The sequence below is a fragment of the Cryobacterium sp. Sr8 genome (assembly GCF_004403225.1).
In the GTDB taxonomy this organism is placed as follows: Bacteria; Actinomycetota; Actinomycetes; order Actinomycetales; family Microbacteriaceae; genus Cryobacterium; species Cryobacterium psychrotolerans.
On the sequence record NZ_SOHO01000072.1, the window covers coordinates 1 to 25627 of the forward strand.

Genomic DNA, 25627 nt, shown 5'->3' on the forward strand with positions numbered 1-25627 from the left:
CACCAGCCGGCACCGTCGGAATCAACATCCCCGACACAGCCGTCACAAACTAACCCGAGTGGCTCCACTCAGCTTGACATCGCGCGCGTTGGGAAATTGAAGGTACTTTGTCCGCAACTCAGCGTGGAGGCGGGTGGCGTTCGCTTTAGGGGGTGTGCGCGAGGCCCACGGGCAGGGTCGGAAGGTCGGCGCGCATCGCGATCAGCGCCCGGGCGTGGGCGTCGAGGCGCTCGTCCTCCGCGCTGGCGAGGGGGAGCGGGCGCACCGGCTCCGCGCCGCCGTCCGCCCCGCGGGAGACAAAGATGCTCATGCACTGGGTGGTGAGCTGCAGGTCGTGCGGGGTGCGGGGGCTCCCGGAGCGTACCCGGATGCTGATGTGCATGCTGCGCGGTCCGGTATGGATGAGCCGGGCATCCACCTCGACGATGTCGCCGATCCGGATCGGGCGGTAGAAATGGATGCCGCCCGAGTACACCGCCACCGCTGCCTCAGAGCTCCAGCTCGCCGCGCAGGCGTAGGCCGCCTCGTCGATCCAGCGCATGACCGTTCCGCCGTGAGCCTTGCCGCCCCAGTTCACGTCGCCGGGCGCAGCCAGGAAGCGGAAGACTGTGCTGGGGGTCGTGCCCTCGTCCGAATAGAGCTGGTCGCGCATGGCGGCCTGGATGCGCCGGCGCGGTTCGAGCCGTTCCCTCGCGTTCCGCTGCAGCGCCTCGTCGGCCGCCGAGCGCGGGCGCCACTCGGGGACCTCGCGCGGGCGGCGGGCGTCGTCCATGGCCACGAAGACGAGAATGCAGTGTGTCGCCGGCGTGTACCGCCGCTCGCGGACATCCGTCGTCTCCACCGTGACCAGCACGTGCATGCTCGTGCGGCCGGTGTGGATGATCCTGGCGTGCACCTCGACGAGCCTGCCCGGCTCGATCGGCCGCGTGAAATGGACGTTGCCGACGTACGCGGTGACGCAGTAGGAGGCGCTCCAGCCGACGGCGCAGGCGTAGCCGGCCTTGTCGATCCACTCGAGTACGCTGCCGGCGGCCACCGTGGTGCCGGATGCGGCGACATCCTGGGGATTGGCCATGAACCGCAGGGTGATGCGGTCGCTCTGCTCGGGCTCGGGCTCGGGCTGGGCGGCGGGCTCGGGGACGGTGGCGGCGGCGGGCTCGGGGATCGTCACGGGAACTCCAACTCTGGGCGGCCGGGTGCTCTCTGTCCGGTCCCGGTCCCAGAATCGCACATCCGGCAGCCCCGCGGGCGGGTGTGACGCGCCGTCCCCGCGGATGTCGGTGGACGTGATTAGCGTGGATGCAGACAGGAGGAGGGCAGGCATGGGCGATGGTGCGAACCAGGGCAGCAGCGTCCGTTTTCGCTGCGGGCACGGTGCCCCGCCGGGCGAGGCGAGGATCACCCTCCAGCGTGACTGCCCGCTCTGCATGCTCCTGGCCGAGACGAAACGCCGCCGCGCTCAGCTGCTGCGGAAAGTGGCCCCCGGCGGTCGCGCGGCCCTCGCGGCCGAAACCCGCATCGGGGCCTCCTACGAGTGGATCTGCGAACGCGGGCATTCCCGGTTCGAGGCGAGCGTCCGTGAGGCGCTCACCGGGCCCGGTTGCCCGAAGTGCCGGGCGAACGCGCAGGCGCCGTCCGCACGGTTCGAGGGCGGCATCCCGTTCATGAAACCGGGGCTGAAGACACGAACGTCCATGACCGAGCAGCGGCTGCGGATGCTGCTGGCCGAGCGCATCCGTCTGCCGCACCGGGTCAACGCCGTGCGGATCAGCCGCACCTTCTACGGCAAGCCCGAGGTCTGGCCGGACATCATCATTCCCGCGCTCAAGGTCGCGATTGAGTATGACGACCCCGGCCGGGACGGCACGGCACACCGCGGGCTGAAGGAGGCGTCCGACAGGGAGAAGGACGCCGCGCTCGGCGAAGTCGGCTGGGAGGTCATCCGGGTGCGCGCCGGCGGGCTCGGTGAACTCGGACCGCACAGCATTGTCTGTGCCGGCATCTCGATGGCCGTCGTCGACCGGATCGTGGAGCTGCTGCGCGAGATCCGCGGCGACGAACCGGTGGACGCGATCCTCGTCGACCGAGGCAGCTCAGCCGACTGAGGGAGTTCAGCCGACGCTGGTCTCCATCGTCAGGACGCTGGTGCCGTCCACCTCCGACAGGGACAGCAGCACCTGCGGCGCGCCGAGCTCGGCCAGCGAGTCCACGTGCGTGCCGCCGCAGGGGATCCGCACGGTCTGCTCCGGCAGTTCGCAGACCCAGTACCGGCGGTCGGTGAGCAGATCGCCGTCGCGCTCAATCCGCACGGCGGCGCCCGAGGCGACCCAGCCGGCCAGGGCCGCGTTGATCGCGTCCTGCACCTGGGCCAGGTCGTCGGCCAGGCCCTCCGTGACGAAGCCCTTCTTACGCAGGGACTTGCCGAGACGGTAGGTATCGGTCGATCCGTTCTCGCGGATGAGGGAGACGTTGATGGCCACCCCGTCGAAGTCGGGGTTGCCGAGGCCGTCGGCGCGGGTCTCCTTCTTCCAGCGGTCGGCGACGGCGCGGTTGAGCGCGAGCGAGGCCACGTGGCAGCCGGTGTGGCCGGCCGACGTGCGCAGCCGGGCGCCGGCATCCACGGACACGCGCACCGGGTCGCCCTCGGCCGCCAGGGCGCCGCTCTCCAGCACGTGCACCACGACAAACGCCCAGCCCTCGGTGCCCTTGCCGACCGGGATGTCCCGGCCCAGGTGCAGTTCGGCCCCGTCGGTTGCCCCCACGATGGCGTCCACGACGGTGTGGTCGATCTCCCCGATCCGCAGCACGGCCGCGTCGGCGCCCTGGTCGGGCCAGCCGGCGTCGACGGGGTGCACGCTCGTGGCGTCGAGGAGCACGGCCACCCGCCCGCCGGGCAGCACCTCGGCATGGAGGACCGTCGCTGCGTTACGCACCGACCCGGACGGGTAGAGCACAACGGTGTCCTGGGTGGGGAGCGTCATGGGGACCTTTCTTTCAGCAACAGGGCTTTCGGGAAAACAAAGGTGCTGCCCCGTCTTGCGAGGCAGCACCCGGTGATGGTGGAGGAGACAGGCCTTAGCGCTTCCTGGCCTTCTCGGTTTCGCTCGACTTGGCCTGCTTGTCGGCCCTTTTCTCCTTCAGCGATTTTCCAGCGACCTTCTTGGACGCATCCTTCTTCGGTGATTTGTCAGCCATGTGTACCCCTTCGAACCGAGCCCCGGCGGCATCCGTTTCCTCGACCCTACGCGGGATCGCCCGAATCGGCGCGTCGGGCGTCTAGATGCGCTTGCCGGAGCCGCGTCCGAGCGCGATCGGCAGCGCCATCAGCGGGCCGATGGAGCGGCGCTGCAGGCGGCGGGCCGGACCCCAGACGAACTGCACGAGCGACTGGGCGAGGATGGCGCCCGCCGCCAGCGCGGCGGCGACCGCGCCGGCCGTCAGCAGGCTGAGCAGCCCCTCGATCTCGCCCTCCGACACCTGCAGCAGGCCGCGGAACAGGCTCAGTCCCGGCACGAGCGGAACGAGCGCCGACACCATGATGACCAGCGGCGGCGTGCGCACGATGCGCGCGGCCACCGCGGCGAGCAGGCCGACGCCGACCGCGGCCGCGCCCGACGACCAGACCAGGCCGAAGCCCGCGTTCGCTCCGGCCAGGTAGAGGAATTCGGCGACGGCGCCGAGCAGGCAGACCACCCAGAACGCGCGCCAGGGAACCTGAACGGCGAGCCCGAAGCCGATGACGACGACAACGGATGCCACCAGCAGCAGCGGCAGGTTGGCCAGCGTCAGGGCCACATCCGAGTCGACCCGCAGCCCGAAGCCGAGCCGGCTGAGCATCAGCGACGCCCCGGCGACACCGGTGACCAGACCCCCGGTGATGACCATGGCTTCCAGGGCGCGGGCGGTTCCGGTCAGGTAGAACCCGGACAGGGTGTCGTGCACGGCGCCGAAGGTGGTCACCCCGGCCAGGAGCATGATGATCGCGGCGACGACGACGAGCGACGGGTTGGCGCTGGGGTCGATGACCTGCACGAGGGCCGCCAGGATCGGTCCGATCGCGCCGCCGACCACCGTCTGGTAGAACACCGGGACGCGGCGGTTGTCCAGCATGGTCGTGATCAGGTCGATGATGAACGCGGCGACGAACGCCGCCAGGATCACGACCGGTCCGCCGCCGATCAGCACGGCCGCGCCGGCACCGACCAGGCTCCAGCCGACGCGGCGGAACAGCATCGGAACCTGCGGCTTCGCGCTGACGATCGTGGCCAGTTGTTTCCGGGCGTCCGCGACATCCATCGGGTTCTCGAGGATCTCGGCGATCAGCTCGGATGTCGCCGTGAGCTTCGCGTAGTTCAGCGACCGGTATTTCACGTTTCGGCTGCGCGAGATGGATTCGTGCGTGGCCGGATCCTCGTGGGTCAGGTTGATGATCGTGTGCGTGATGTTCGCCTCGGTGCCCTTGAGGCCGTAGGCGCGCGTGATCGCCTCCATGGCCGCCGTGGCATCTTCCGCGCCGGCGCCGGCGGCGAAAATGACTTCGGCCAGGCGCATGGTGAGGTCGAGGACGGCCCGGGTGTGGGCGGCGGTGTCGATGATGCCGATGCTCGAGGTTTTGGTCATTTTGCGGGTCCAGAGTCAGTGAGCGGTCCGAGCCAGGCCGAGGCCACGGTGGAGTGTGCGGATTCGGCGTCGGAGGGGTGGAACAGGCCGGCGAGCACGTCGCGGTACAGCCGTCCGAGCTCGTTCCCGGCGAAATACGAGGAGCCGCCGCTGACGCGGAGCGCCTGGTCGACCACGTGCTTCGCGTTCTCGGTTGCCCGGTGCTTGAGCCCGGCGAGCCTCGGGTGCCACTGGGCGCCGTGGTCGGCGAGCGCGTCGACGTCGCGGGCGAGCGCGTCGATCTGCGGGTAGATGCCGTCCATGGCGATCGCGGCGTCGGCGACCCGCCAGCGGATGTCCGGGTCCTGGTCCAGGCTGTGCCCGTCGTTCTTCAGCGAGGTGCGCCGCCCGGCCGCTTCCACGGCGAGCTCGAGCGCGCGCCGGCCGATACCGGTGTACACGGACGCCAGCAGGATCTCGAAGGTCGCGAAGATGGCGAAGATCAGCGGATCGGAGTTGGGCCCAGGGTCGAGGCGGCGGAACACCCGGTCGGGCCGGGCGTACGCGCCGTCGAGCACGGTGCTCCGGCTCTGGCTGGCCCGCATGCCCAGCGTGTCCCAGTCGTCCTTGACGCTGACGCCGGGGTCGCTGCGGTCGATGAACGCCCAGACGATCTTCGGGGCGCCCGGCGCCGAGGAGTCCAGCCCCATCACGCCGAGACTGGTCCAGGCGGGGGAGAGGGAGGTGAAGACCTTGGTGCCGAAGAACCGGTAGCCGCCGCCTTGCTGCGGGCGGGCATCCGTCGTCGACCCGAACAGCACGAGGTCGTTGCCGGGTTCGCTCACGCCGAAGCCGAGGACCTCGCCGGCCGCCGCGCCCTCGAGCAGGAAGGCGAGGCTGTCGTCGCCGCGCTCGAGCAGCGCCCTGGCCACGCCGGTCCAGACGAGGTGCATGTTGACGGCGAGGGCGGTCGCCGGCGCGTGCGCAGCGAGCCGGATCTGCTCGCGCGCGACCTGCTGCAGGGTCAGGCCGAGTCCGCCGAAGCCGGCCGGGACGAGGGCGCGGAGGTAGCCGGCCTCGGCGAGCTCGGCGAGGTCCTCGGTGAAGAAGACGTTGTCCCGGTCGTAACCGGCCGCTCGCCCGTGAATCCGCGCCAACAACTCGTCGCTCAGAAGCGGCGGAGTGGCAGGCGTGGAATCGTTCACACCTGCCAGCCTATGCAGCCTTGCGCTTCCTTGTTGACAGCCAGACGATCAGCAGCACGACCGCGCCGATCGCGCCGAGCACCGCCAGCCAGGGCAGCAGGAATCCGATGGCCACGAGGGCGCCGCCGAGGGCCGACATGAGCGCGTTCCAGCCGGCCAGAAGGCCGTCCCAGAAGTTGTCCGGATTGGGCGGATCGACCGTGCCCTCGGAGTACAGCTCGAGGCTGATCGTCGAGAAATCGACCTGGTCGGCGAGGTAGTCGCGCTGCGCCTGAAGCCCTTCGAGTTCACTCTGCCGTTGCGACAGGGCGCTCTCGATGGCGATCAGGTCGGTGGCGTCGGTCGCCTTGGCCATCAGGCTGAGCAGCCGGTCGACGGAGGTCTGCAGCGATGTGATGCGGGCCTCGATGTCCTGCGTCTGCTGGGTGATGTCCGTGGAGTTCAGCGACACCCTGTTCACGGTGCCCAGCTTCTTCAGCTCGACGACGGCGTTGTCGAGCTCGTCGGCGGGGATGCGCAGCACCAGGTTCGCGCTCGCCGGCTGGTCGTCGACGCTCGGGTTCTCGGTGCGGCTGTCGACGCGACCGCCCGCCTTCTCGGTAATGTCCGCGGCGGTCTGGGCGGCCGTGATCGGATCCTTCACCGTGAGCGAGACCGTTCCGGTGGTGATCACGTCGCGGTTGTCCGTCACGACCTCGCCGCCGCCGGTGACTCCCTTGTCCGGGGCCGGCTCGCCGGTGACGCCGCCGTCGCTGACCGGCGGTCCGGAACTGTCGCTCGACCCGGATGACGTGCATCCGGAGAGGAGGAGCGCCGCGAGTACGATCGCGGTGGCGGCCAGGGTTCGCTTCATGCCTCACAGTATGGCCACGCGGACGGCCGCTGTCTGGATGTTGTCTGGGAGTCCAATCACAATTCGGCGTCGAGGTTCGAGGTTCGAGGGGCGGGCGGCTGCGGTGTCCCGCGCCGGGTGGGACGCGCGGAGCGAGAATGTCGACCGGCGCGGCCATACTAGACGCATGACCTGGTGGGCGGATCTCGCGGCAGTGTTCGGCCGGCGCCGTCCACCGCTCCTGCACGTCGCCACCGATGAGGGGTCAGGTCCCGTGGTTGTCCTCGTGCACGGGATCGCCTCGTCGTCGGTGACGTTCCGGAACATGGTCCCCCTGCTGGTGCCGCGACACCGCGTGATCGCAGTGGACATCCTCGGCTTCGGCGAATCGCCCGCGCCGGAGAACTCCGAGTACACCCTCGAAGACCACGTGGCCTCGCTCGAGGCCACCATCCGCTCCCTCAAGCTCGACGAGCCGTTCACCCTCGTCGGGCATTCGCTGGGCAGCCTGATCGGATCCCGCTACGCCGCGAAGAACCGCCGAAACGTCTCCGGACTGGTGCTGGTCGGCCCGCCGGTCTACCTCTCGCCGGCCGATATCGGCGACCCCCGCGTGCGCGGCCGGGTGACCGCCTACCTGCGAGCCTACGAATTCCTGCGGGCGAACAAGGACTTCACGCTCGCCAACGCGGCCATCATCTCGCGGCTGCTGCCCAAGGGGATCTTCGAGATCACCACGAAAAGCTGGACCCCGTTCGTGAAGTCGCTCGAGCATTGCATCGAGTCGCAGACCGTGGTGAGCGACGTGGCGAGCCTGAACATCCCGGTCGCGGTCGTCTACGGGTCACTCGACGCATTCATCGCGCCGGGGAGCATGACGGTGATTGAGCGGATGCGGCACGTCACCACGTACCGGGTCGAGGCGAACGACCACCTCATCCGGCCGCGCCTGGCGCGGACCGTCGTCCGGGCGATCGAGGAAGCCGGATCGAGGGCGATCTCCGCGTCGGCCGCCGGAGACTTGCGCCGCCCTCCCGTCGACTGAGCGGTGCGGAGCGGCGCGGCGGCCGCGGCACCTCGCGAGGGCGCGCGCGGGTGGTTAGGCTGGCGTCATGGAGAAGCGAACCCTCGGCAGGACCGGGCGAACCGTATCGGTCATCGGACTTGGAACATGGCAGCTGGGAGCGGACTGGGGCGACGTCTCCGAGGCCGACGCGCTGGCCGTGCTCGCGGCATCCGTGGACGCGGGCGTCACCTTCTTCGACACGGCAGACGTCTACGGCGACGGGCGCAGCGAACGCCTGATCGGCCACTTCCTCGAGGTGGATGCGCCGGGCCAGGACATCACGGTCGCGACGAAGATGGGACGCCGGTCCGAGCAGCTGCCGGAGAACTACGTGCTGGCCCACTTCCGCGAGTGGACCGACCGGTCGCGCGCGAACCTGCGCACCGACAGGCTCGACCTCGTGCAGCTGCACTGCCCGCCGAGCTCGGTGATCGAGTCCGACGAGGTCTACGACGCGCTCGACACCCTCGTCAGCGAAGGCGCGATCGCCGCCTACGGCGTCAGCGTCGAGACCTGTGACCAGGCACTCGCGGCCATCGCCCGGCCCGGGGTCGCGACCGTGCAGATCATCCTGAACGCCTTCAGGCTCAAGCCCCTGGACGAGGTGCTGCCGGCGGCGCGCGCGGCCGGGGTGGGCATCATTGCGCGGGTTCCCCTGGCGAGCGGGTTGCTGACCGGGAAGTACACCCGCGACACGAAGTTCGCCGAGACCGATCACCGCAACTACAACCTCGACGGCAGCGCCTTCGATGTGGGGGAGACCTTCTCCGGGGTCGGCTTCGAGACCGGGCTGGCCGCGGCGGCGGAGTTCGCCGCGCTCGTGCCCGAGGGCCTGACGCCGGCCCAGGCGGCGCTCGCCTGGGTCGCCCAGATCGACGGCGTCAGCAGCGTCATCCCCGGCGCGCGTTCGATCTCGCAGGCGCAGGCCAACGCCGCGGCCGGACGCGCGGAACCGCTCAGCCTCGCATTCAACGAGGGTGTTCAGGACATCTACGACCGACTCCTTCGCGAGAACATCCACTCTCGGTGGTGACCGGCCCGGGGGAGGCCGCTGCGACGGATGCGCGGGGCGATCGCTCGCCCGCGCCCGCGAAGCGCGGGCTCGGGCCCGCCTTCGCCAATCTCTTCACCGCCAGTATTGCGAGCAACCTCGGCGACGGGATCGCCCGCACCGCGATGCCGCTGCTGGCGGCTCGGCTCACCGACGACCCTCTGCTGATCAGCGGGATCGCCGCCATGGCGATGCTGCCGTGGCTGCTCTGCGCCATTCCCGCCGGCATCCTGATCGACCGCATCGACCGGCGCAAGGCCCTCGCGCTCGCCGACACCGTGCGGATGCTGCTCGCGGTCGCGCTCTGCGTGCTGAGCGCGACGAACGGCCTCACGATCTGGTGGCTGTACCTGGTCATCTTCGTCTACGGCGCCTTCGAGACCGTGTACGACGGGGCGACCCGCGCGGTGGTGCCGAGCATCGTCGCCCGGGTGGATCTGCCCCGGGCGAATTCGCGGATCGAGGCCGGCGAGCTCGTCGTGCAGAGCTTCCTGTCCGGGCCTCTGACCTCCCTGCTGTTCGCGGTGTCCGTGCTGATCCCGCTGGGCGTGAACGCGCTGGCCTTCTTGGGCGCCGCCGTGCTCGCGCTCCTGCTGCCCAAGGTCGCCTCGGGCCGCCAGCACGCCGCCCTGCTCGACACGCCGCAGCTGGCCTGGTACCTCCAGTTCGTCGACGGCTACCGGTTCATCGTGAAGAGCCGGATGCTGGTGACGCTCTGGCTGGTCAGTACCGCGGGCGGGCTGGCCTTCTCGTTCGCGACGGCGAGTTTCGTGCTGTTCCTGCTCGGGCCCCTCCGGGTGCCGGAGGCCGCTTTCGGCGTGTTCATGCTCTCCGGGGCGGTCGGGGGGATCGTCGGCTCGGTCCTGACGGCTCCGCTGAAGAACAGGCTGAACGCGGGCCCGACGATGGCGCTCATGCTGCTGCTCAGCGGCAGCACGCTGATCCTGGTCGGCGTCTGGCCGAACGTCTGGGTCGTCGGAGTGGCCTTCGCGCTCTCCAGCGGGTCGATCACGGTCTGGAACATCCTCGTGATGTCGCTGCGGCAGAGCATCATCCCCGGGCACCTGCTCGGCCGGGTGCACGGAACCTGGCGCACCCTGCTCTGGGGGGCGATGCCGCTGGGCAGCCTGCTCGGCGGGCTCGTCGGCCGGGTCGACCTCGCACTGCCGTTCATCATCGGGGGAGGGGTCGCCACGCTGCTGGCGGTCGCCTTCTTCCGGTTCATCACGAGCCTGCCCAACGCGGAGGACGTGCCTGACCCGATGGGCCCGGCCGCGCTCGTGCCGCTGGGCTAGGCGCTCGGCAGCGCCGGCCTCGCGGTGGGCCGCGCGCCGGCCTGGCGCCGGCCTCTCGTGCCGCCCCTATCCGTGGTCGTCGGGGTCCTTGCCGGTGCGCTCGCCGGAGTCCAGCGCGGTGATGGCCGCCAGGTCGTCGGCGGTCAGGCCGAAGTCGAAGACGTCGATGTTCTCGCGGATGCGGTCCGGTGTCACGGATTTCGGAATCACGACGTTCCCGAGCTCGAGGTGCCAGCGGATCACGACCTGGGCTGCGGTCTTGCCGTGCCGGGCGCCGATCGCGTCGAGCACGGGGTTGCCGATCGCGCGCCCTCGGGCCAGCGGAGACCAGGCCTCGGTCAGGATGCCGTGGGCCGCGTCGTACCGGCGCACCTCGGCCTGCTGCAGCCAGGGGTGCAGTTCGACCTGATTGACGGCGGGGACGACATCCGTCTCGCGCAGCAGCCGGTCGAGGTGGTGCGTGTGGAAGTTGGACACGCCGATCGAGCGGGCGCGCCCGTCGGCCCGGAGGGTCTCGAGCGCGCGGTAGGTGTCGATGTAGCGGTCCTGCCGCGGCGCGGGCCAGTGGATGAGGTACAGGTCGACGTAGTCGAGCCCGAGCCTGGCGAGGCTGTCGTCGAAGGCGCGCAGGGTCTCCTCGTAGCCGTGCTGGTCGTTCCAGACCTTTGTGGTGACGAAGACGTCGCCTCGGGGAAGACCGGACCGGGCGATGCCCCGGCCGACGCCGCGCTCGTTCTCGTACATCGCCGCGGTATCGATGTGGCGGTACCCGGCGTCGAGCGCGACCTGCACGGTGTCCGCGGCGAGGGCATCCGTCACCTTGTACACGCCGAGGCCGAGCTGCGGAATGCTCCGCCCGTCATTAAGCCTGAGCCACGTATCCATGCCATCCATTAAACCAACCCTCTTCCGCCGAACTGTGAGTTTGGCACCTTCCCGACGCCCACGAAGGTGCCGAACTCACAGTTCGGCGAGGGGAAGTGGGCGGGTCAGGCGCGGCAGCCTCGGGCGGCGAGGGCGGACCGCACCCGCCGCAGCAGCTCTCGGCCGCCGTCCCGCAGGTCGTCGTCGGTGATTCGGATGACGCGCCAGCCGGCGTCCTCGAGCCGCTCCCTGCGCGTGATGTCGCTGCGGAAGCGCAGGCGGTCCGTGCGGTGGATGTCGCCCTCGTACTCGATGCACAGCCGGAATTGCGGCCAGGCGAGGTCGACCCGCGCGATGACGCGACCCGCGGCATCAGTCACTTCGAAGTTGGCGACCGGCTCGGGGAGCCCCGTGTCGACAAGCAGCATCCGAACCTCGGTCTCCTTGGGGGAGTCGACCCGGGCCCGGGCGAGCGCGGCGGCCTCCCGCAGGGCTCGGCAGCCGCGGCGCCCCTTCAGGTGGGCGGCGGCCGCGCGGAGGTCCTGCGGCTCGTAGCGCGGCGTGGGGCCGGCGCAGAGGAAATCGGCGACCGCGACGAGTTCGCCCCGCGTCAGCAGGGGGCCGAGGTCGATCCAGGTCTGCAGGGGGGAGGTGACCGGCAGCAGGTCCAGAAGCTCGACATCCATCAGGCCGGCCTGCAGTTCGTGCCCGACGATCCCCGCTACCTGCGGCGGCCGGTTCTTCGCCGGCACGGTCACGTGGAGCACGCGGGCGTGCAGCAGCCGGCCGGGCAGCGGCATGCCGTGGAGCACGGCGGCCGTGCCGTGGCTGAACACGTGTGTGGGCGGCATCCGGGTCGCATAGGCGCGGCTGAGCTCAAGCACCGACGTCGGCGCGGGTGCGACTATGCGCAGCCCGCGGTACGGTTTGTCGAGATCGGGGCCGCCCAGGCGGCTCTTACCGAGCCCCAGTTCCCGGGCCCGGCGAACCGAAAACGGTTCGTCGGCGAGTTCGGGCGGGAGCACGATTCGGGCGGCCATGCCCATGATGATGACGGATGCGCGCGCCCTCGTCCGAAGTTGTCCACACCCCCTCGCCGAACTGTGAGTTTGGCACCTTCCCGACGCCCACGAAGGTGCCGAACTCACAGTTCGGCGTAGGGGGCGAGAAGGTGAAGGGAGGGCTAGGAGACCTGGATGGTGCGGATGGGCTCGGTGTCGGGGATCGGGCCCACGTCACGTCCGCGCAGGTCGGGATGCCAGCGCCTGCCGACGGCCGGGATCAGCGTGCCCAGGGCGGCGAAGGCGGCGGCGGCGATGATCGCGGACGTGGGCCCGGAGTGGTCGATCAGGAAGCCGGCGACCGCGGAGCCGAGGGCGGCCCCGATCAGCTGGCCGGTGCCCACCCAGCCGTACGCCTCGGCGGTGTCGCTGAACTTGACGCTCGCCGAGACGATGCCGAACAGCACGGCAAAGGCGGGGGCGATGCCCACGCCGGCGAGCAGGAGGGTCACCGAGAGCCACCAGAAGCCCAGGCCGAAGGAGGCAAGCACCAGGCCGACCGTGACGATGAGCATGCGCCCGGCCAGCGCCCACGGCCCGATCGGGGCGTGACCGAGGGCGAGGCCGCCGATCAGTGACCCGATCGCGAAGATGCCCAGGACCCAGCCCGAGTCCGCGCTGCCGTGGCCGAAGGCGGCGACCACGCCGGCCTCAACCGCGGCGCATGCCGCGACGAGCATGAAGCCGACGATCGTGCTGAGCAGCACCTGCGGCTTCTTGAGCACGGCGCCGATGGTGCGCTTGCTGCGCGGGATGCGCACCCGGCCGACCTCCGGCAGCGAGACGAACCAGAGGCCGCCGCCGACGAGGAAGACCGCGGCCAGCAGGATGCCGGCCACGGCGCTGACCTGGATGGCGACGAACGTGGCGATCACGGGGCCGAGCACCCAGATGATCTCCTGCGCCGAGGCATCCAGCGAGAACAGCGGGGTGAGCTGGCGCGAGTTGACGATCTTGGGGTAGATGGTGCGCACGGCCGGCTGGATCGGCGGCATCGACAGCCCGGCGAGGAACCCGATCAGCATGACCCCGTAGACCGCCAGCGGCAGGAGGGCCATCAGCACGATCGAGATCGTGCAGACCGTCATCGTGACCAGGATGACCGGGCGGATGCCCCAGCGGCCCATCAGCCGGCTGGTCAGCGGGCCGGCGATGGCCTGGCCGATGCTCATCGCGCCGAGCACGAGGCCGGCCGCGCCGTACGAGTCGTAGACCTGCTCGAGGTGGATGAGGAAGGCGAGCGAGAGCATCCCGAACGGGAATCGTGCCGTCAGCTGGGCGCCGATGACTCGGGCAACGCCCGGCGTCTTCAGAAGGCTCCAGTAACTGCTCACAAGCCCTAAGTCTATTGGCGGAAGGCCCGCAGGAAACCGCCGTGCGGGAGCGGGAAGAGGCGCAGAACCGCCGCCGCGCGCGGTTTCCCTGTGTCGCCGCAGGGAAGGGCCGAACGGGTAGCCTTGGCCTGATGCGAACCCTGATTTCGGCCGAGGAGCTTGCCGCGGCACTGACCGGGAGCGGCGACATCCGGGTGCTGGATGTGCGCTGGCGGTTGGGCGGCCCGCCCGGACGGCCCGAGTACCTCGCCGGCCACGTCCCCGGCGCCGCGTACGTCGACCTGGACGAGGAGCTGGCCGGCCACGGCGCGCCGACCGACGGGCGGCATCCGCTGCCGTCCATCGACGCGCTGCAGGCGGCCGCCCGCCGGTGGGGCCTGAACGACGGCGACACGGTCGTCGTCTACGACGGCCTGGGCAACCTCTCCTCCGCCCGCGCCTGGTGGCTGTTGCGCCACGCCGGCGTGCGCGAGGTGCTACTGCTCGATGGGGCGCTGGCGGCCTGGCGCGCCGCCGGCCTGCCGCTCGCCCGCGGCGAAGAGCCCGTCGCCCCCGGCACCGTCACGCTCGCCTACGGCCGCCTGCCCACGCTCGACGCGGATGCCGCAGCCCGTTTCCCGGGCACCGGCCTGCTGCTCGATGCCCGGGCCGCCGAACGCTACCGGGGCGACACGGAGCCGATCGACCCGCGGGCGGGCCACATCCCCGGCGCGATCAGCGCGCCGACGGCCGAGAACCTGGGCCCGGACGGCCGCTTCCTGCCCGCCGGAGAGCTCCGCGCCCGGTTCGAAGCGCTGGGGGCGACGGATGCCGCCGACGTCGGCGTCTACTGCGGCTCCGGTGTCACGGCCGCCCACCAGGCCGCGGCGCTCACCATCGCCGGTTTCCGGGCGGCGCTCTACCCCGGCTCCTGGTCGCAGTGGTCGAACCTGCCGGGACGGCCCGTGGAGACGGGCGATACCGGGAACTCGGTCCGACGAGCATAGCCGGACGCACAGCGGCAGCCGGCGACCGGTATGGCTACTCCAAAACGTTATCTGCGCCGGAATCCGCACGTGAAGGGTTGTATTAGGCTCGTCCCTGTCGCAATCCCGAACGCGGATCAATGATGAACCCGCAGCACCGCCAACTACGAAGAAGGTCTTGCCATGCGCGCAAAATATGCACTCCCGGCCATTGCGGCCGTGGCCGTCCTCCTGCTCAGCGGCTGCGTCGACAACTCGACGCCCAGCCCCGGTGGATCCGCGGGTGAGCCCACGACCAGCGTCACCAAGGATGATGCCGCCGCCGCGCTGCTCCCCGCGAAGATTGCCGATTCCGGCACGCTCATCATCGGCACCGACCCGACCTACGCGCCGAACGAGTTCAAGGACGAGGCCGGCACGCCGATCGGCTGGGGCATCGAGATCGCCGCCGCCGTCGCCGCCAAGCTCGGCCTCGAGCCCGAGTACCAGGTGTCGAAGTTCGACAACATCATTCCCAGCGTCACCGGCGGGAAGGTGAACATCGGGGTCTCCTCGTTCACCGACAACGTCGAGCGGGAAAAGGTGGTCGACTTCGTCAATTACTACACCGCGGGCATCCAGTGGGCCTCGGCCAAGGGGAACGATGTCGACCCCGACGACGCCTGCGGCCTGAAGGTCGCCGTGCAGGCCACCACCTACGAGCACACCGACGAGGTGCCGGCCAAGAGCGAGGCCTGCCTCGCCGCCGGCAAAGAACCGATCGACATCAAGCCGTTCGACACCCAGGATGCGGCCACCCAGGCCGTCGAGCTCGGCCAGACCGACGCCATGAGCGCCGACTCCCCGGTCACCCTCTACGCCATCGCGCAGACCGAGGGCAAGCTCCAGCTCGCCGGCGAAACCTTCGACGTCGCGCCGTACGGCATCGCGGTCGGCAAGGACTCCGGTCTGGCCGAGGCGATCCAGGCCGCGCTGCAGTCGATGGTCGACGACGGCTCCTACGCCGAGATCCTCGACGCGTGGGGCGTTTCCGATGGCGGCATCGACGAGATCACGATCAACGCAGCCGCGAACGGTTAACGCGTGAGCACCGAGAACAACAGCCGTCCGGCGGCGGGGGCCACCCCGTCGGCGGGCGGCGCGGTGGAGTCGGAGCCGATCAAGGCGATCCGGCTCCGGCATCCGTGGCGCATCGTCTTCGCCGTCGTGCTCGTTATCGGCTTCGTGTTGTTCATCGTCGACGCTGCCGGGCGGGAAGCCTACAAGTGGGACTTCGTCGCGAAGTATGTCTTCGACCGCCGGATCAGCGAGGCCGCCCTCAACACGCTGCAGCTGACCGTCTACTCGATGGTGATCGCCATCATTCTCGGCGTGATCCTGGCCGTCATGCGGCTGACCCCGAACCCCGTGGTCAACAGCCTCGCCTGGTTCTACCTGTGGGTGTTCCGCGGAACTCCGGTGTACGTGCAGCTGGTGTTCTGGGGTCTGCTCTCGATCATCTACTCGAGCATCGACATCGGTATCCCGTTCATGGAGCCGTGGTTCTCCTTCGAGACCAATGCCGCGCTGAGCACGTTCACCCTGGCGATCATCGGGCTCGCCCTCAACGAGGCGGCCTACATGGCCGAAATCGTGCGGGCCGGCCTGCTCTCGGTGGACAAGGGCCAGGACGAGGCCGCGACCGCGCTCGGCATGACCTGGTTCCAGACGATGTGGCGCGTCATCCTGCCGCAGTCGATGCGGGTGATCATCCCGCCGACCGGCAACGAGGTCATCTCGATGCTGAAGACGACCTCGCTCGTGACGGCCGTGCCCTACAGCTTCGACCTCTACACCCGCTCCCGCGACATCTCGGCGGAGACGTTCACTCCGATTCCGCTGCTGATCGTCGCCTCGATCTGGTACCTGTTCTTCACCTCGATCCTGATGGTGGGCCAGCACTTCCTGGAGAAGCGCTTCGCGCGCGGCGTGGGCGCACGTGAGGACCGCAAGATCGACACGATGTCGGGCACCCTCACCGGTGCCGTTCCGCTGGGCTCCGGCCAGCCCACCGTCGTGCGGCCGCCCGGCGACGGGCCACCACCGACCGAGCCTGGAGGACCGCGATGAGTGACGCGACCACGCCGATCGCGGCAGCGCGGGCGCCCATGGTGCTGGCCGACCGTGTATCGAAGAGCTTCGGGTCGAACGAGGTGCTCAAGAGCATTTCGCTCGAGGTGAAGCACGGCGAGGTCATGTGCCTCGTCGGACCCAGCGGATCGGGCAAGTCCACGTTCCTGCGCTGCATCAACCACCTCGAGGTGGTCAACGCGGGCCGCCTGATGGTCGACGGCGACCTCATCGGTTACCGCGAGTCCGGCGGCAAGCTCTACGAGCTGGCGCCCAAGGATGCGGCCAGGCAGCGCCGCGACATCGGCATGGTGTTCCAGCGCTTCAACCTGTTCCCGCACATGACGGCGCTGGAGAACGTGATGGAGGCGCCGCTGCGGGTCAAGAAGGTGGCGAAGTCCAAGGTCGAGCAGGATGCCCGCGCCCTCCTGGCCAGGGTCGGCCTGGCCGACCGCGCGGACTACTACCCCGCGCACCTGTCCGGCGGCCAGCAGCAGCGGGTCGCGATCGCCCGGGCGCTCGCGATGGAGCCCAAGCTGATGCTCTTCGACGAGCCGACCAGCGCGCTCGACCCCGAGCTCGTCGGTGAGGTGCTCGACGTGATGAAGGGGCTCGCCAAGGAAGGCATGACGATGATCGTCGTCACGCACGAGATGGGCTTCGCCCGCGAGGTCGCCGACTCGCTCGTGTTCATGGACGGCGGCGTGGTCGTGGAGTCCGGCGATCCCGACGAGGTGCTCTCCAACCCGCAGCACCGGCGCACCCAGGCCTTCCTCTCGAAGGTCCTCTAACCCCCTTCCCTCATCCATCCCCACCACCCACTCCCGCGAAACTGCAGTTGTGCGCGTCATTCGGGTGTTTTAGCGCGCACAACTGCGGTTTCGCGGAAGGGATGAGCCGGGGCGGGGCTAGAGGATGGGGCGCTTGCCGGTCCAGCTTGTGCCGATGCGCAGGGCCGTGCCGAGCGAGGTTCCCCGGCCGGGATAGCGCAACAACTCGCCGGTGGCGGACTTGATCGCGACGAGGTCGGTGAAGCCGTCGCGGTCGAAGTCGCCCACGCCGACCAGGTCGCGCATGGTGTTCCAGCTCGTGCCGATGCGGCTGCGCGCGCCCAGGACCGTGGCCGTGCCCGGGTAGAGCCAGAGCTCGCCGGTCGCGGTCGTCCGCGCGGCCAGGTCGATCCGGCCGTCGCGGGTGAAGTCGCCGAGGCCGACGAGCTCGCTCATGGCGTTCCAGCCGCAGCCGAGACGCACGCCGGGCAGGAGCGACGTGCCCCGCCCGCGGTAGTAGTACAGGCATCCCGTCGACTTCGCCACGGCAAACAGGTCCGGGTAGCCGTCGAGGTTGATGTCGCCGCTCGGGGTGATTTCGCGCATGCCGTTCCAGCCGGAGCCGATTGTCAGCCGGGAGGCGAACCCCGAGCCGGTACCGCGGTAGAGCAGCAGGGCGCCGGTGGCGGGATCGCGCGCCAGGACATCCTCCTTGCCGTCCCGGTTGAAGTCACCGAGCCGGCTGATCGAGTCCAGGCCGTTCCAGCCCGACCCGATCCGCGTCGGGCTGCCGAGCCCGGTGCCGTTGCCCGGGTAGAGGAACAGGTAGCCGGTGGCGGTCTGGCGGGAGATCAGATCCGACCAGCCGTTGCCGCTGAAGTCGCCGAAGGCAGTCGCGGGCATCGGGGTGACGTCGAGCTGGTTGCGGTCGACCTCGAGAGTCTTGCCGCCCCAGGTTTCCGGGCCGCCGGTCAGCGCCGGGTTCTGGTACTGCTTGATCCTGCGGTGCGGCCAATAAGTGCTCGGGATGGCCGGGTTCAGGGTCGTGGCGACGCCGTCGTAGCGGGCGAACCACAGGTAATCGGGGCGCACGTACGCGGTCGATCCGTAGACGGCGACCTGGTCGACGACCCCGGAGGAGAGGCTGCTGTAGAAGCCGGACAGGAAGCCGAGGTCGTGCAGCCTGGCGGTCCAGGCGCTCTGGAAGGTGAGCACCGCCTGGCGGCAGACCGGATCGGTGGTGCTGTACGCCTCGATGTCGTTGAAGATCGCGCTGCCGCGCTCCAGGCTGAGAGCGCTCGCCCGGGCAACCGCGTCGTCGGCGGCAGCCCGGCCGGATGCCGCGGCGTTCGCGGACGTGAACCGGAACTCCTTGTTCGACGTCGTGCAGTACGGCTGCAGCCCCAGGTAGATCGGCACCAGGTGCCAGCCTGCCGCCTGCTGGGCGCTCACCCAGGCGGGAGTGAGCTGCGGCTGGGTGCAGAACCGGTTGACCCCGCCGATGTAGATGCCGACCGCCCGGTAGGGGGATGCGGTCAGCCACGCGGCCATGAGATCCGGAGCCGGCGCGGAGCACGCGTCGAAGCCGGGTCCGGCATAGGTCCCCGGAGCGGGGACGTTGACCGCGGCCGGGAGTGCCGCGGCGGAGGCCATGGGCGCAGCCGACGCCTGCGCCTGCGCGGTGGCTGCAGCGGTTGCCGCAGACTCCGCCGTGGACTGCGTGGACTGCGTGGACTGCGTGGACTGCGTGGACTGCGTGGACTGCGTGGACTGTGTGGCTTGACTTGCCTGCGCGGCCGGCGCGATGAGCGTCGCAGCCGCGAGCGTGGTCGCGACGACGGCCGCGAGCGCCCGCCATGATCTGTCCATGGCTATCCCCGATCCAGCGTCCCACTCCCGCGTGGGGCGATGAGGCCATTGCAGCACCACACCGCGCGGGAGGCAAGGAGGACCTGCCCGCGCTGAGTCGCGGACACCCAACTGAGTTGCGGAGAAACACCCTTCAATTTCGAAATGAAGGTACTTTGTCCGCGACTCAATCGCGCGCGGGAGCGCGGGAGCGCGGGAGCGCGGGGGCGCGGGCGGGACGCGGTGAGCGGGCGCGAGCGCGGGAGGCCGGCTCAGCCCGCGAGTACCTTTTGGATGCGCTGCAGCGAGACCGATTCCGCGGCCTTCAGTTCCTGGGCGAAGAGGCTGATCCGCAGCTCCTCAATCATCCAGCGCACCCGAACCAGGTGGGCCGGGGCGCCGGGCGGCAGGGGGATCGCGCCGCCGGCATCCGTGAACCTGGCCGTCGCGGCCTGCACCTCGTTCATCCAGACCCGGTCGCGGCTGGGGTTGTCGATGAGCTTGGTGATCCGGGCGGTGATGCCGGCCAGGTAGCGCGGCAGGTGCCGGAGCTGGGCGAGCCCGGTCGCGCTGACGAAGCCCGGGTAGACGAGGCCCTCGAGCTGCTGGCGGGCGTCGCTGAGCGCGGGGAGGAGCGCCATGCTGGTGGAGGCCTTGAGTAGCTTGTCGGCGGCCCGGCTCGCCGCGAGGACGCGGGCCACCAGGCCGACGGTCTCGAACATCGAGTCCATCACGACCCCGGAGACGCGGTCGCGGATGCTGTCGAACTCGGCCCGCATGAAGACCTGGCCGCCCGGCCGAACCCGGAACAGCACATCGTCGACGGATGCCGCGAGGCAGTCCTCGAACAGCGCCGCGGTGCTGCGGTACGGGCTGGTGGCCAGGCTGAGCTTCTCGGCGCCGGTGAGGTGCTGCTGCACGTACGCGGCCGGCGACGCGGTGGCGAGCAGCAGAAGGCGGCGCACGCCGGTCGGCAGGTGCCGGGCCTGCTCGGCCTCGGTGCTCATCATCCGGATCGCCACCGACGTGCCCTCGTCGACCAGGGTCGGGTAGCCGCGGATCGTGTTGTCGCCCTGTTTCGTGTCGAGGAAACGGGGGAGTTCGACGAAGTCCCAGGTGGTCAGGCCGCCGCGCTCGATGGCGTTCGGGGTGGCCGCGGATGCCGCCGCGACGCTCTCGCGGACGCGGCTGCCAAGGCGTCGTTGGAGTTCGCCGAGGTCCTTGCCGCCGGCGACCGTGCGGCCGCGCTCGTCGACGACGAAGAACGTCATCCGCAGGTGCGCGGGCAGGCGCCCCAGGTCGAAGTCCGCCGGGGCGACCGGCACGTAGGTGAGCTTCTGGATGAGCGAGGCGAGCGTCTCGGTGAACGCGGTCTCGCTGACGGCGGAGCCGGTGGAGACGGTCGACACCGCTCCGGGCGCAGGCGGCAGTTCGGTGAGCAGTCGGGTCGCCCAGTCGGCCGCCGGCACGACGTTGCGGCGAATCGCCTTCGGCAGCGACTTGATCAGTGCGGTGACCAGCTCGGCCCGGAGCCCGGGCACCTGCCAGTCGAAGCCGGCCGGAGACATCCGCGCCAGCAGGGCGAGCGGCACTCGCACGGTCACTCCGTCGTCCTCCGCGCCGGGTTCGAAGCGGTAGCTGAGCGCATAGCGCTGGTCGCCCTGCTGCCAGGTGGGTGGGAAGAGCGACTCGTCGACCTCCGGGGTGTCCTCGGCGACCAGCGCGTCGGCGGTCATGGTGAGCAGGTCCGGCGTCTCGAGCCGGGCCGTGCGCCACCAGCTCTCGAACGACCGGGTGGAATTCACGTCGGCCGGGATGCGCCGCTGGTAGAACTCGAAGATGGCCTCGTCGTCGAAGAGGATGTCGCGGCGCCTGGTGCGCTCCTCGAGTTCGGCCAGTTCGGCGCGCAGCTTCTTGTTCGCCAGGTCGAACGCCCACATGCCGGGGCCGGCAGCCGGACGCGACGCGGCGGGCCGGCCGGACCGGTCGTCGCCCCTGTTTCCGCCGCGGTTGGGCCCCTTGTCGCTGCGACCGCCGCGGGTCTCCACGGGGTTGTCTGCGCGGTGGTCGGCCCGGCCCCGATCCCATTCGCCCTCGACCAGCGCGTGCCGGATGAACAGCTCGCGGGCGTAGGCGGGGTCGACGCGGGCGAACAACACACGCCGCCTGGCCACGATCGGCACCCCGTAGAGGGTGACCCGCTCGTAGACGACGGCCGCTCCCTGCTTCTTCTCCCAGTGCGGTTCGGAGTAGCTGCGCTTGCAGAGGTCCCCGGCGAGCGCCTCGGCCCAGGCCGGGTCGACGACGGCGTTCATCCGGGCGAACAGGCGGCTGGTCTCGACCAGCTCGGCGCTCATCACGGCGTTCGGCTGCTTCTTCGCCAGCGCCGAGCCGGGGAAGAGCACGAAGCGCTGCTGCCTGGCGCCGATGTAGTCCTTCTTCGCGGTGTCCTTCAGCCCGATGTGCGAGAGCAGGCCGGCCAGGAGCGACCGGTGGATGCCGTCGGGGTTCGCGCTCGGCTCGCCGATCTGCAGGCCGAGCGGCTTGGCCAGCTGCCGAAGCTGCCGGAAGACGTCCTGCCACTCCCGCACGCGCAGGTAGTTGAGGTACTCGGTCTTGCACAGGCGCCGGAAGGCGCTCGAGCCGAGTTCCTTCTGCTGGGTCTCGAGGTAGTTCCAGAGGTTGAGCAGGCTGAGGAAGTCGCTCGTCGGGTCGGCGAAGCGGGCGTGCTGCTGGTCGGCCTGGGCCCGGCGCTCCAGCGGCCGCTCGCGCGGGTCCTGGATGGTGAGCCCGGCGACGATTGCCATCACCTCGCGGCTGGTGCCCTGGGTCTTCGACTCGATCACCATCCGGCCGAAGCGCGGGTCGATGGGCAGCTTCGCCAGCTGCTGGCCGACCCGAGTGAGTTTCGCTGCGCCGGCCCCGGTGGCGCCGGGGGCGACGGCGCCGAGCTCGGCGAGGAGGTCGAGGCCGTCCTTGATGCCGCGCGAGTCCGGCGGAGTAAGGAAGGGGAACGCGGCGATGTCGCCCAGGCCGAGGGAGATCATCTGCAGGATGACCGCGGCCAGGTTCGTGCGCAGGATCTCCGGCTCCATGTACTCGGGGCGGCGGGTGAAGTCCTCCTCGGAGTACAGCCGGATCGCGATGCCGTCGCTGGTGCGGCCGCTTCGGCCGGATCGCTGGTTCGCGGATGCCTGCGAGATCGCCTCGATCGGCAGCCGCTGCACCTTGGAGCGCACGCTGTAGCGGCTGATCCGGGCGGTGCCGGCGTCGATCACGTACTTGATGCCCGGCACGGTGAGGCTGGTCTCGGCCACGTTCGTGGCGAGCACGATCCGGCGGCGCACGCCGGCCACGGCAGAGGGCTGGAACACGCGGTGCTGGTCGGCGGAGGAGAGGCGGCCGTAGAGCGGGAGGATCTCGGTCGGGCTGGTTCGGCCGCTCGAGGCGAACTTGCCCTGCAGCGCGTCGGCGGCATCCCGGATCTCGGTCTCGCCGCTGAGGAAGACAAGCACGTCGCCGGTCGACTCCCGTTCGAGCTCGTCGAGCGCGGCGGAGATGCCCTCGATGTAGTCGCGGTCGACGGCCGGCGCGGCATCCGTCGTCTCGTCCTCGTCCATGGCCTCGGCGACGAGCGCGCGGTAGCGGATCTCGACCGGGTAGGTGCGGCCGGAGACCTCGATCACCGGCGCCGGGGTGCCGTCGGCTGAGGCGAAATGCTTCGCGAAGCTCTGCGGGTCGATGGTCGCCGAGGTGATGATGAGCTTGAGATCGGGGCGCCGGGGCAGCAGCTGGCGGAGGTAACCGAGCAGGAAGTCGATGTTGAGGCTGCGCTCGTGCGCCTCGTCGATGATGATCGTGTCGTACTTCCGCAGCATCCGGTCGCGGTGGATTTCGTTCAGCAGGATGCCGTCGGTCATCAGCTTGATCCGGGTGTCGGCGCCGACGCGGTCTGTGAAGCGCACCTGGTAGCCGACCGTCTGGCCGACCTCCTGGCCGAGTTCCTCGGCGATGCGCTCGGCGATCGTGCGGGCGGCGAGGCGGCGCGGCTGGGTGTGCCCGATGCTCTCCCGGCCGAGCTCCAGGCAGATCTTGGGCAGCTGGGTGGTCTTGCCCGAGCCCGTCGCGCCGGCGAGGATGACGACCTGGTGGTCGCGGATGGCGGCGGCGATGTCATCCCGTCGCTGGCTGACCGGCAGTTCGGCGGGGAAGGTGATGGCAACGGGGAGCATGGCACCCCAATCGTACTTCCCGGGCGCGATGGTTCCCCGGCGCGGGCCCACGGCGGACCCCTGACCCTCTGCTGGTGCGCCATGACCCGGAGGCAGACGGCACGACCGCGTTCTATGCGCGGGACTCCGACCGGCCGCTCGTCGACCTCGTGCGGAGCGGCATTCCCTTCTCCGGCCTCGCTGCGCGCGGCGCCACCCGCGAAGAGGCCGTGGCCGGCGCGACGCTCACCCCGGCGCCAGCCCTAGGCTGGACCCATGACGAATCCGGTACCCACCCTGACCCTCAACGACGGCCACACCATCCCGCAGCTCGGGTTCGGCGTGTTCAAGGTCGACCCGAACGAGACGCTCCGGATTGTCTCGGATGCCCTCGAGGTGGGCTACCGCCACATCGACACCGCGGCGATCTACGGCAACGAGGCCGGCGTCGGCGACGCACTCGCGAACTCCGGGATCGACCGCTCGGAACTGTTCGTGACCACGAAGCTGTGGAACGACCGCCAGGGTACCCAGTCGGCATTTGACGCGTTCGACGAGAGCCTAGAGAAGCTCGGCCTCGAGTACGTCGACCTCTACCTGATCCACTGGCCGGCTCCCGCCAACAACAAGTACGTCGAGGCCTGGAAGGCGCTCGAGCAGATTCGCGAGTCTGGCCGCGCCCGCTCGATCGGCGTCTCCAACTTCCTCGTGCCGCACCTCGAGCGTCTGCTGGCCGAGACGGATGTCGTGCCCGCGGTCAACCAGATCGAACTGCACCCTGCCCACCAGCAGCCGGAGGTCACCGCGTTCGCGCGCGCCAACGGCATCCAGATCGAGGCCTGGGGCCCGCTCGGCCAGGGCAAGTACCCCCTGTTCGACGAGCCCGCCGTGTCCGGTGCCGCGGCAGCGCACGGCAAGACCTCGGCCCAGGTCGTCATTCGCTGGCACCTGCAGATGGGTAACATCGTCTTCCCCAAGTCGGACCGGCGCTCGCGGATGGCGGAAAACTTCGACGTGTTCGACTTCGAGTTGAGCGCCGCGGAGCTCGCCGCGATCACCTCCCTCGAACGTGCCGGCCGGGTCAGCGCGCATCCGGACGAGGTCAACTGACCCTCGGCCGCGGCTGGGGCGATGCGCCGCAGGGCGAGCTCGTCGATCAGCAGATGGCTGGTGAGGCCACGCACGAGTCGCCCTGAGGGTGCGACGACGTCGTGATCGATCCGTCCCGCGCCCAGACGACGGACAGTTCGAGCAGCACCGCCATGCTCGGATTGCCGCCCACCGACACGGTCCCACGCACGGTGGCGTTGACCCGCAGCCCGGTCCTGGCCAGGGTTCCCGGGCCGGCGCAGGCGCTCGTGCCGGTGCGGTCGGCGTTTTGCACAATGATGCAATACTGACCCGTTCCGCGCCGGGCGACGTAGACGCCGAACCCGGCCCCCGGAGGCGCCGCACCGACGCTCCGAATCGAGTCGTGGCTGAATTCGGCGCCGAGGTACGGCGCCTTCCCGTCGGCGAAGTCCGCCGGCTCGTCGAAGATGCGCAGGTAGTCCTGCTCGGGTGCCTTGGGGTCTGCCGCGCCGAGAGCCCCGGGCCCGGTGCCGATGCCGGCCGCCGGGGCGGCCGCTTCGGGGAGGTCGGCCGGGCCAAAGAAAGCCGGAACCACCAGCGCGGCGACGAGCGTGCCGACGAGCGCGCCGGCGGCGACCAGGAGCAGGGCGAAGCGGCGCCGGGGCCGGGGGGCGCCCGGGTAGAGCCCGAATTCAGTCCTGAGCGATCGAGCCGTGGCAGATCCCCCCGGAACAGATCCCTGCGAGGCAGATCCCTGCGGCCTCCATCCGCCGGCCCCCGAGTCGTCGGCGTCTTCGGTCCCGAGGGCCGCATCGGTCGGGTCCGCCCAGCCCAGCGCGGCCGGCGGATGTGCATGGGCGGGCCCGTCGAGCGGGTCGGCTGCGTCCGCCCAACGGTCCGCTGTCGCGAGCGCGGCGTCGAGCGCGGCGTCCTCCTGTGCCTGCTCGCGCATCCGCTGACGAAGGCGGTGCTCGGTTTCCGTGGCGTGCACGGTGCGCAGGGTGATCGGGTCGACGAACTCCACGAGCGGCTCGGGGACCGAATGCATGCAGTACACCGCGGCCTTGAGTTCGAAGAGTTCTGCCGCCGGATCGGGTCGGCCGGAGGGAGTCGGCGCGAGGGGATTGGCCCTCCACCAGAGGGCATCTCGTACGTCGAACCGGCCGCGGTATGCGCTCCGTAGCCTGGTGAGAAGGTCTGAATCGTTCTGCGCAGCGGTCCACAGCCGTTGCGCCAGGATTTCCTGTGTCACGCCATAGCTTCTTTGTTCGAACGGAGCCCGATGGCGCCAGAATATCCCCCTCGGCCGCCGGTCAATAGGGGTACCGCGAACCGGTGCGGAGCAG

At 70.2% G+C, this 25627-nt stretch carries 20 protein-coding genes; 9 read left to right on the forward strand and 11 right to left on the reverse strand.

From position 1 onward, the window contains the following. Positions 1-145 precede the first annotated feature (145 nt). Complete coding sequence (locus E3T54_RS16230; RefSeq protein ID WP_241977280.1) at positions 146-1171, reverse strand: acyl-CoA thioesterase; 1026 nt, start codon at positions 1169-1171, stop codon at positions 146-148. A gap of 151 nt (positions 1172-1322) precedes the next feature. Between E3T54_RS16230 and E3T54_RS16235 the strand changes: the two genes are divergently transcribed. Further along, positions 1323-2105, forward strand: coding sequence for a hypothetical protein (locus E3T54_RS16235; RefSeq protein ID WP_092322152.1), 783 nt, complete (start codon positions 1323-1325; stop codon positions 2103-2105). Between the two features lie 6 nt (positions 2106-2111). Here E3T54_RS16235 and E3T54_RS16240 read toward each other — a convergent pair whose 3' ends face one another. From E3T54_RS16240 to E3T54_RS16255, 4 genes are all read right to left on the reverse strand, one after another. After that, on the reverse strand, positions 2112-2981 hold the full coding sequence (locus E3T54_RS16240) for a metal-dependent hydrolase (RefSeq protein ID WP_134476578.1): 870 nt from the start codon (positions 2979-2981) through the stop codon (positions 2112-2114). Between the two features lie 295 nt (positions 2982-3276). Then, positions 3277-4620, reverse strand: coding sequence for a threonine/serine exporter ThrE family protein (locus E3T54_RS16245; protein WP_134476579.1), 1344 nt, complete (start codon positions 4618-4620; stop codon positions 3277-3279). Further along, positions 4617-5804 carry an acyl-CoA dehydrogenase family protein gene (locus E3T54_RS16250; protein ID WP_134476580.1) on the reverse strand — a complete coding sequence of 396 codons (1188 nt, stop codon included), beginning with the start codon at positions 5802-5804 and terminating at the stop codon, positions 4617-4619. The genes E3T54_RS16245 and E3T54_RS16250 overlap by 4 nt, the downstream gene beginning before the upstream one ends. A gap of 10 nt (positions 5805-5814) precedes the next feature. Next, positions 5815-6657 carry a DUF4349 domain-containing protein gene (locus E3T54_RS16255; protein WP_134476581.1) on the reverse strand — a complete coding sequence of 281 codons (843 nt, stop codon included), beginning with the start codon at positions 6655-6657 and terminating at the stop codon, positions 5815-5817. Positions 6658-6823: 166 nt separating this feature from the next. Between E3T54_RS16255 and E3T54_RS16260 the strand changes: the two genes are divergently transcribed. From E3T54_RS16260 to E3T54_RS16270, 3 genes are all read left to right on the forward strand, one after another. Next, on the forward strand, positions 6824-7681 hold the full coding sequence (locus E3T54_RS16260) for an alpha/beta fold hydrolase (protein ID WP_134476582.1): 858 nt from the start codon (positions 6824-6826) through the stop codon (positions 7679-7681). A gap of 67 nt (positions 7682-7748) precedes the next feature. After that, positions 7749-8735, forward strand: a complete 987-nt coding sequence (locus E3T54_RS16265; RefSeq protein ID WP_092322143.1) for an aldo/keto reductase — start codon at positions 7749-7751, stop codon at positions 8733-8735. Continuing rightward, entirely contained in the window at positions 8732-10048 is a 1317-nt protein-coding gene (locus E3T54_RS16270; RefSeq protein ID WP_166804951.1) for an MFS transporter, read from the forward strand. The genes E3T54_RS16265 and E3T54_RS16270 overlap by 4 nt, the downstream gene beginning before the upstream one ends. Before the next feature lie 66 nt (positions 10049-10114). On the opposite strand, the gene E3T54_RS16275 is transcribed toward E3T54_RS16270, so the two are convergent. From E3T54_RS16275 to E3T54_RS16285, 3 genes are all read right to left on the reverse strand, one after another. Beyond that, positions 10115-10933, reverse strand: a complete 819-nt coding sequence (locus tag E3T54_RS16275) for an aldo/keto reductase (protein ID WP_198414512.1) — start codon at positions 10931-10933, stop codon at positions 10115-10117. Between the two features lie 104 nt (positions 10934-11037). Continuing rightward, positions 11038-11952, reverse strand: a complete 915-nt coding sequence (locus E3T54_RS16280) for an endonuclease domain-containing protein (protein ID WP_134476585.1) — start codon at positions 11950-11952, stop codon at positions 11038-11040. Between the two features lie 143 nt (positions 11953-12095). Further along, positions 12096-13307, reverse strand: coding sequence for an MFS transporter (locus tag E3T54_RS16285; protein ID WP_092321045.1), 1212 nt, complete (start codon positions 13305-13307; stop codon positions 12096-12098). A 131-nt stretch (positions 13308-13438) separates the two neighbouring features. Between E3T54_RS16285 and E3T54_RS16290 the strand changes: the two genes are divergently transcribed. The 4 genes from E3T54_RS16290 (at position 13439) to E3T54_RS16305 (ending at position 17172) form a co-directional block, all read left to right on the forward strand. Continuing rightward, positions 13439-14293, forward strand: coding sequence for a sulfurtransferase (locus E3T54_RS16290; RefSeq protein ID WP_134476586.1), 855 nt, complete (start codon positions 13439-13441; stop codon positions 14291-14293). 162 nt (positions 14294-14455) lie between these two features. Continuing rightward, positions 14456-15352: an ABC transporter substrate-binding protein gene (locus tag E3T54_RS16295; RefSeq protein ID WP_134476587.1), complete on the forward strand. Its 897-nt coding sequence runs from the start codon at positions 14456-14458 to the stop codon at positions 15350-15352. Positions 15353-15355: 3 nt separating this feature from the next. Beyond that, positions 15356-16381, forward strand: a complete 1026-nt coding sequence (locus tag E3T54_RS16300; RefSeq protein WP_134476588.1) for an amino acid ABC transporter permease — start codon at positions 15356-15358, stop codon at positions 16379-16381. Positions 16382-16419: 38 nt separating this feature from the next. Continuing rightward, positions 16420-17172, forward strand: coding sequence for an amino acid ABC transporter ATP-binding protein (locus tag E3T54_RS16305; protein ID WP_134476629.1), 753 nt, complete (start codon positions 16420-16422; stop codon positions 17170-17172). A gap of 117 nt (positions 17173-17289) precedes the next feature. On the opposite strand, the gene E3T54_RS16310 is transcribed toward E3T54_RS16305, so the two are convergent. Beyond that, a complete protein-coding gene (locus tag E3T54_RS16310; protein ID WP_134476589.1) occupies positions 17290-19020 on the reverse strand; it encodes a glycoside hydrolase domain-containing protein in 1731 nt (576 codons plus the stop codon). A 251-nt stretch (positions 19021-19271) separates the two neighbouring features. Continuing rightward, a complete protein-coding gene (gene hrpA / locus E3T54_RS16315; RefSeq protein WP_134476590.1) occupies positions 19272-23231 on the reverse strand; it encodes an ATP-dependent RNA helicase HrpA in 3960 nt (1319 codons plus the stop codon). 255 nt (positions 23232-23486) lie between these two features. On the opposite strand from hrpA, the gene E3T54_RS16320 reads away from it, so the two are divergent. Continuing rightward, positions 23487-24320, forward strand: a complete 834-nt coding sequence (locus tag E3T54_RS16320) for an aldo/keto reductase (protein ID WP_134476591.1) — start codon at positions 23487-23489, stop codon at positions 24318-24320. A gap of 46 nt (positions 24321-24366) precedes the next feature. On the opposite strand, the gene E3T54_RS16325 is transcribed toward E3T54_RS16320, so the two are convergent. After that, positions 24367-25533, reverse strand: coding sequence for a hypothetical protein (locus E3T54_RS16325; RefSeq protein WP_134476592.1), 1167 nt, complete (start codon positions 25531-25533; stop codon positions 24367-24369). Positions 25534-25627: the final 94 nt, after the last annotated feature.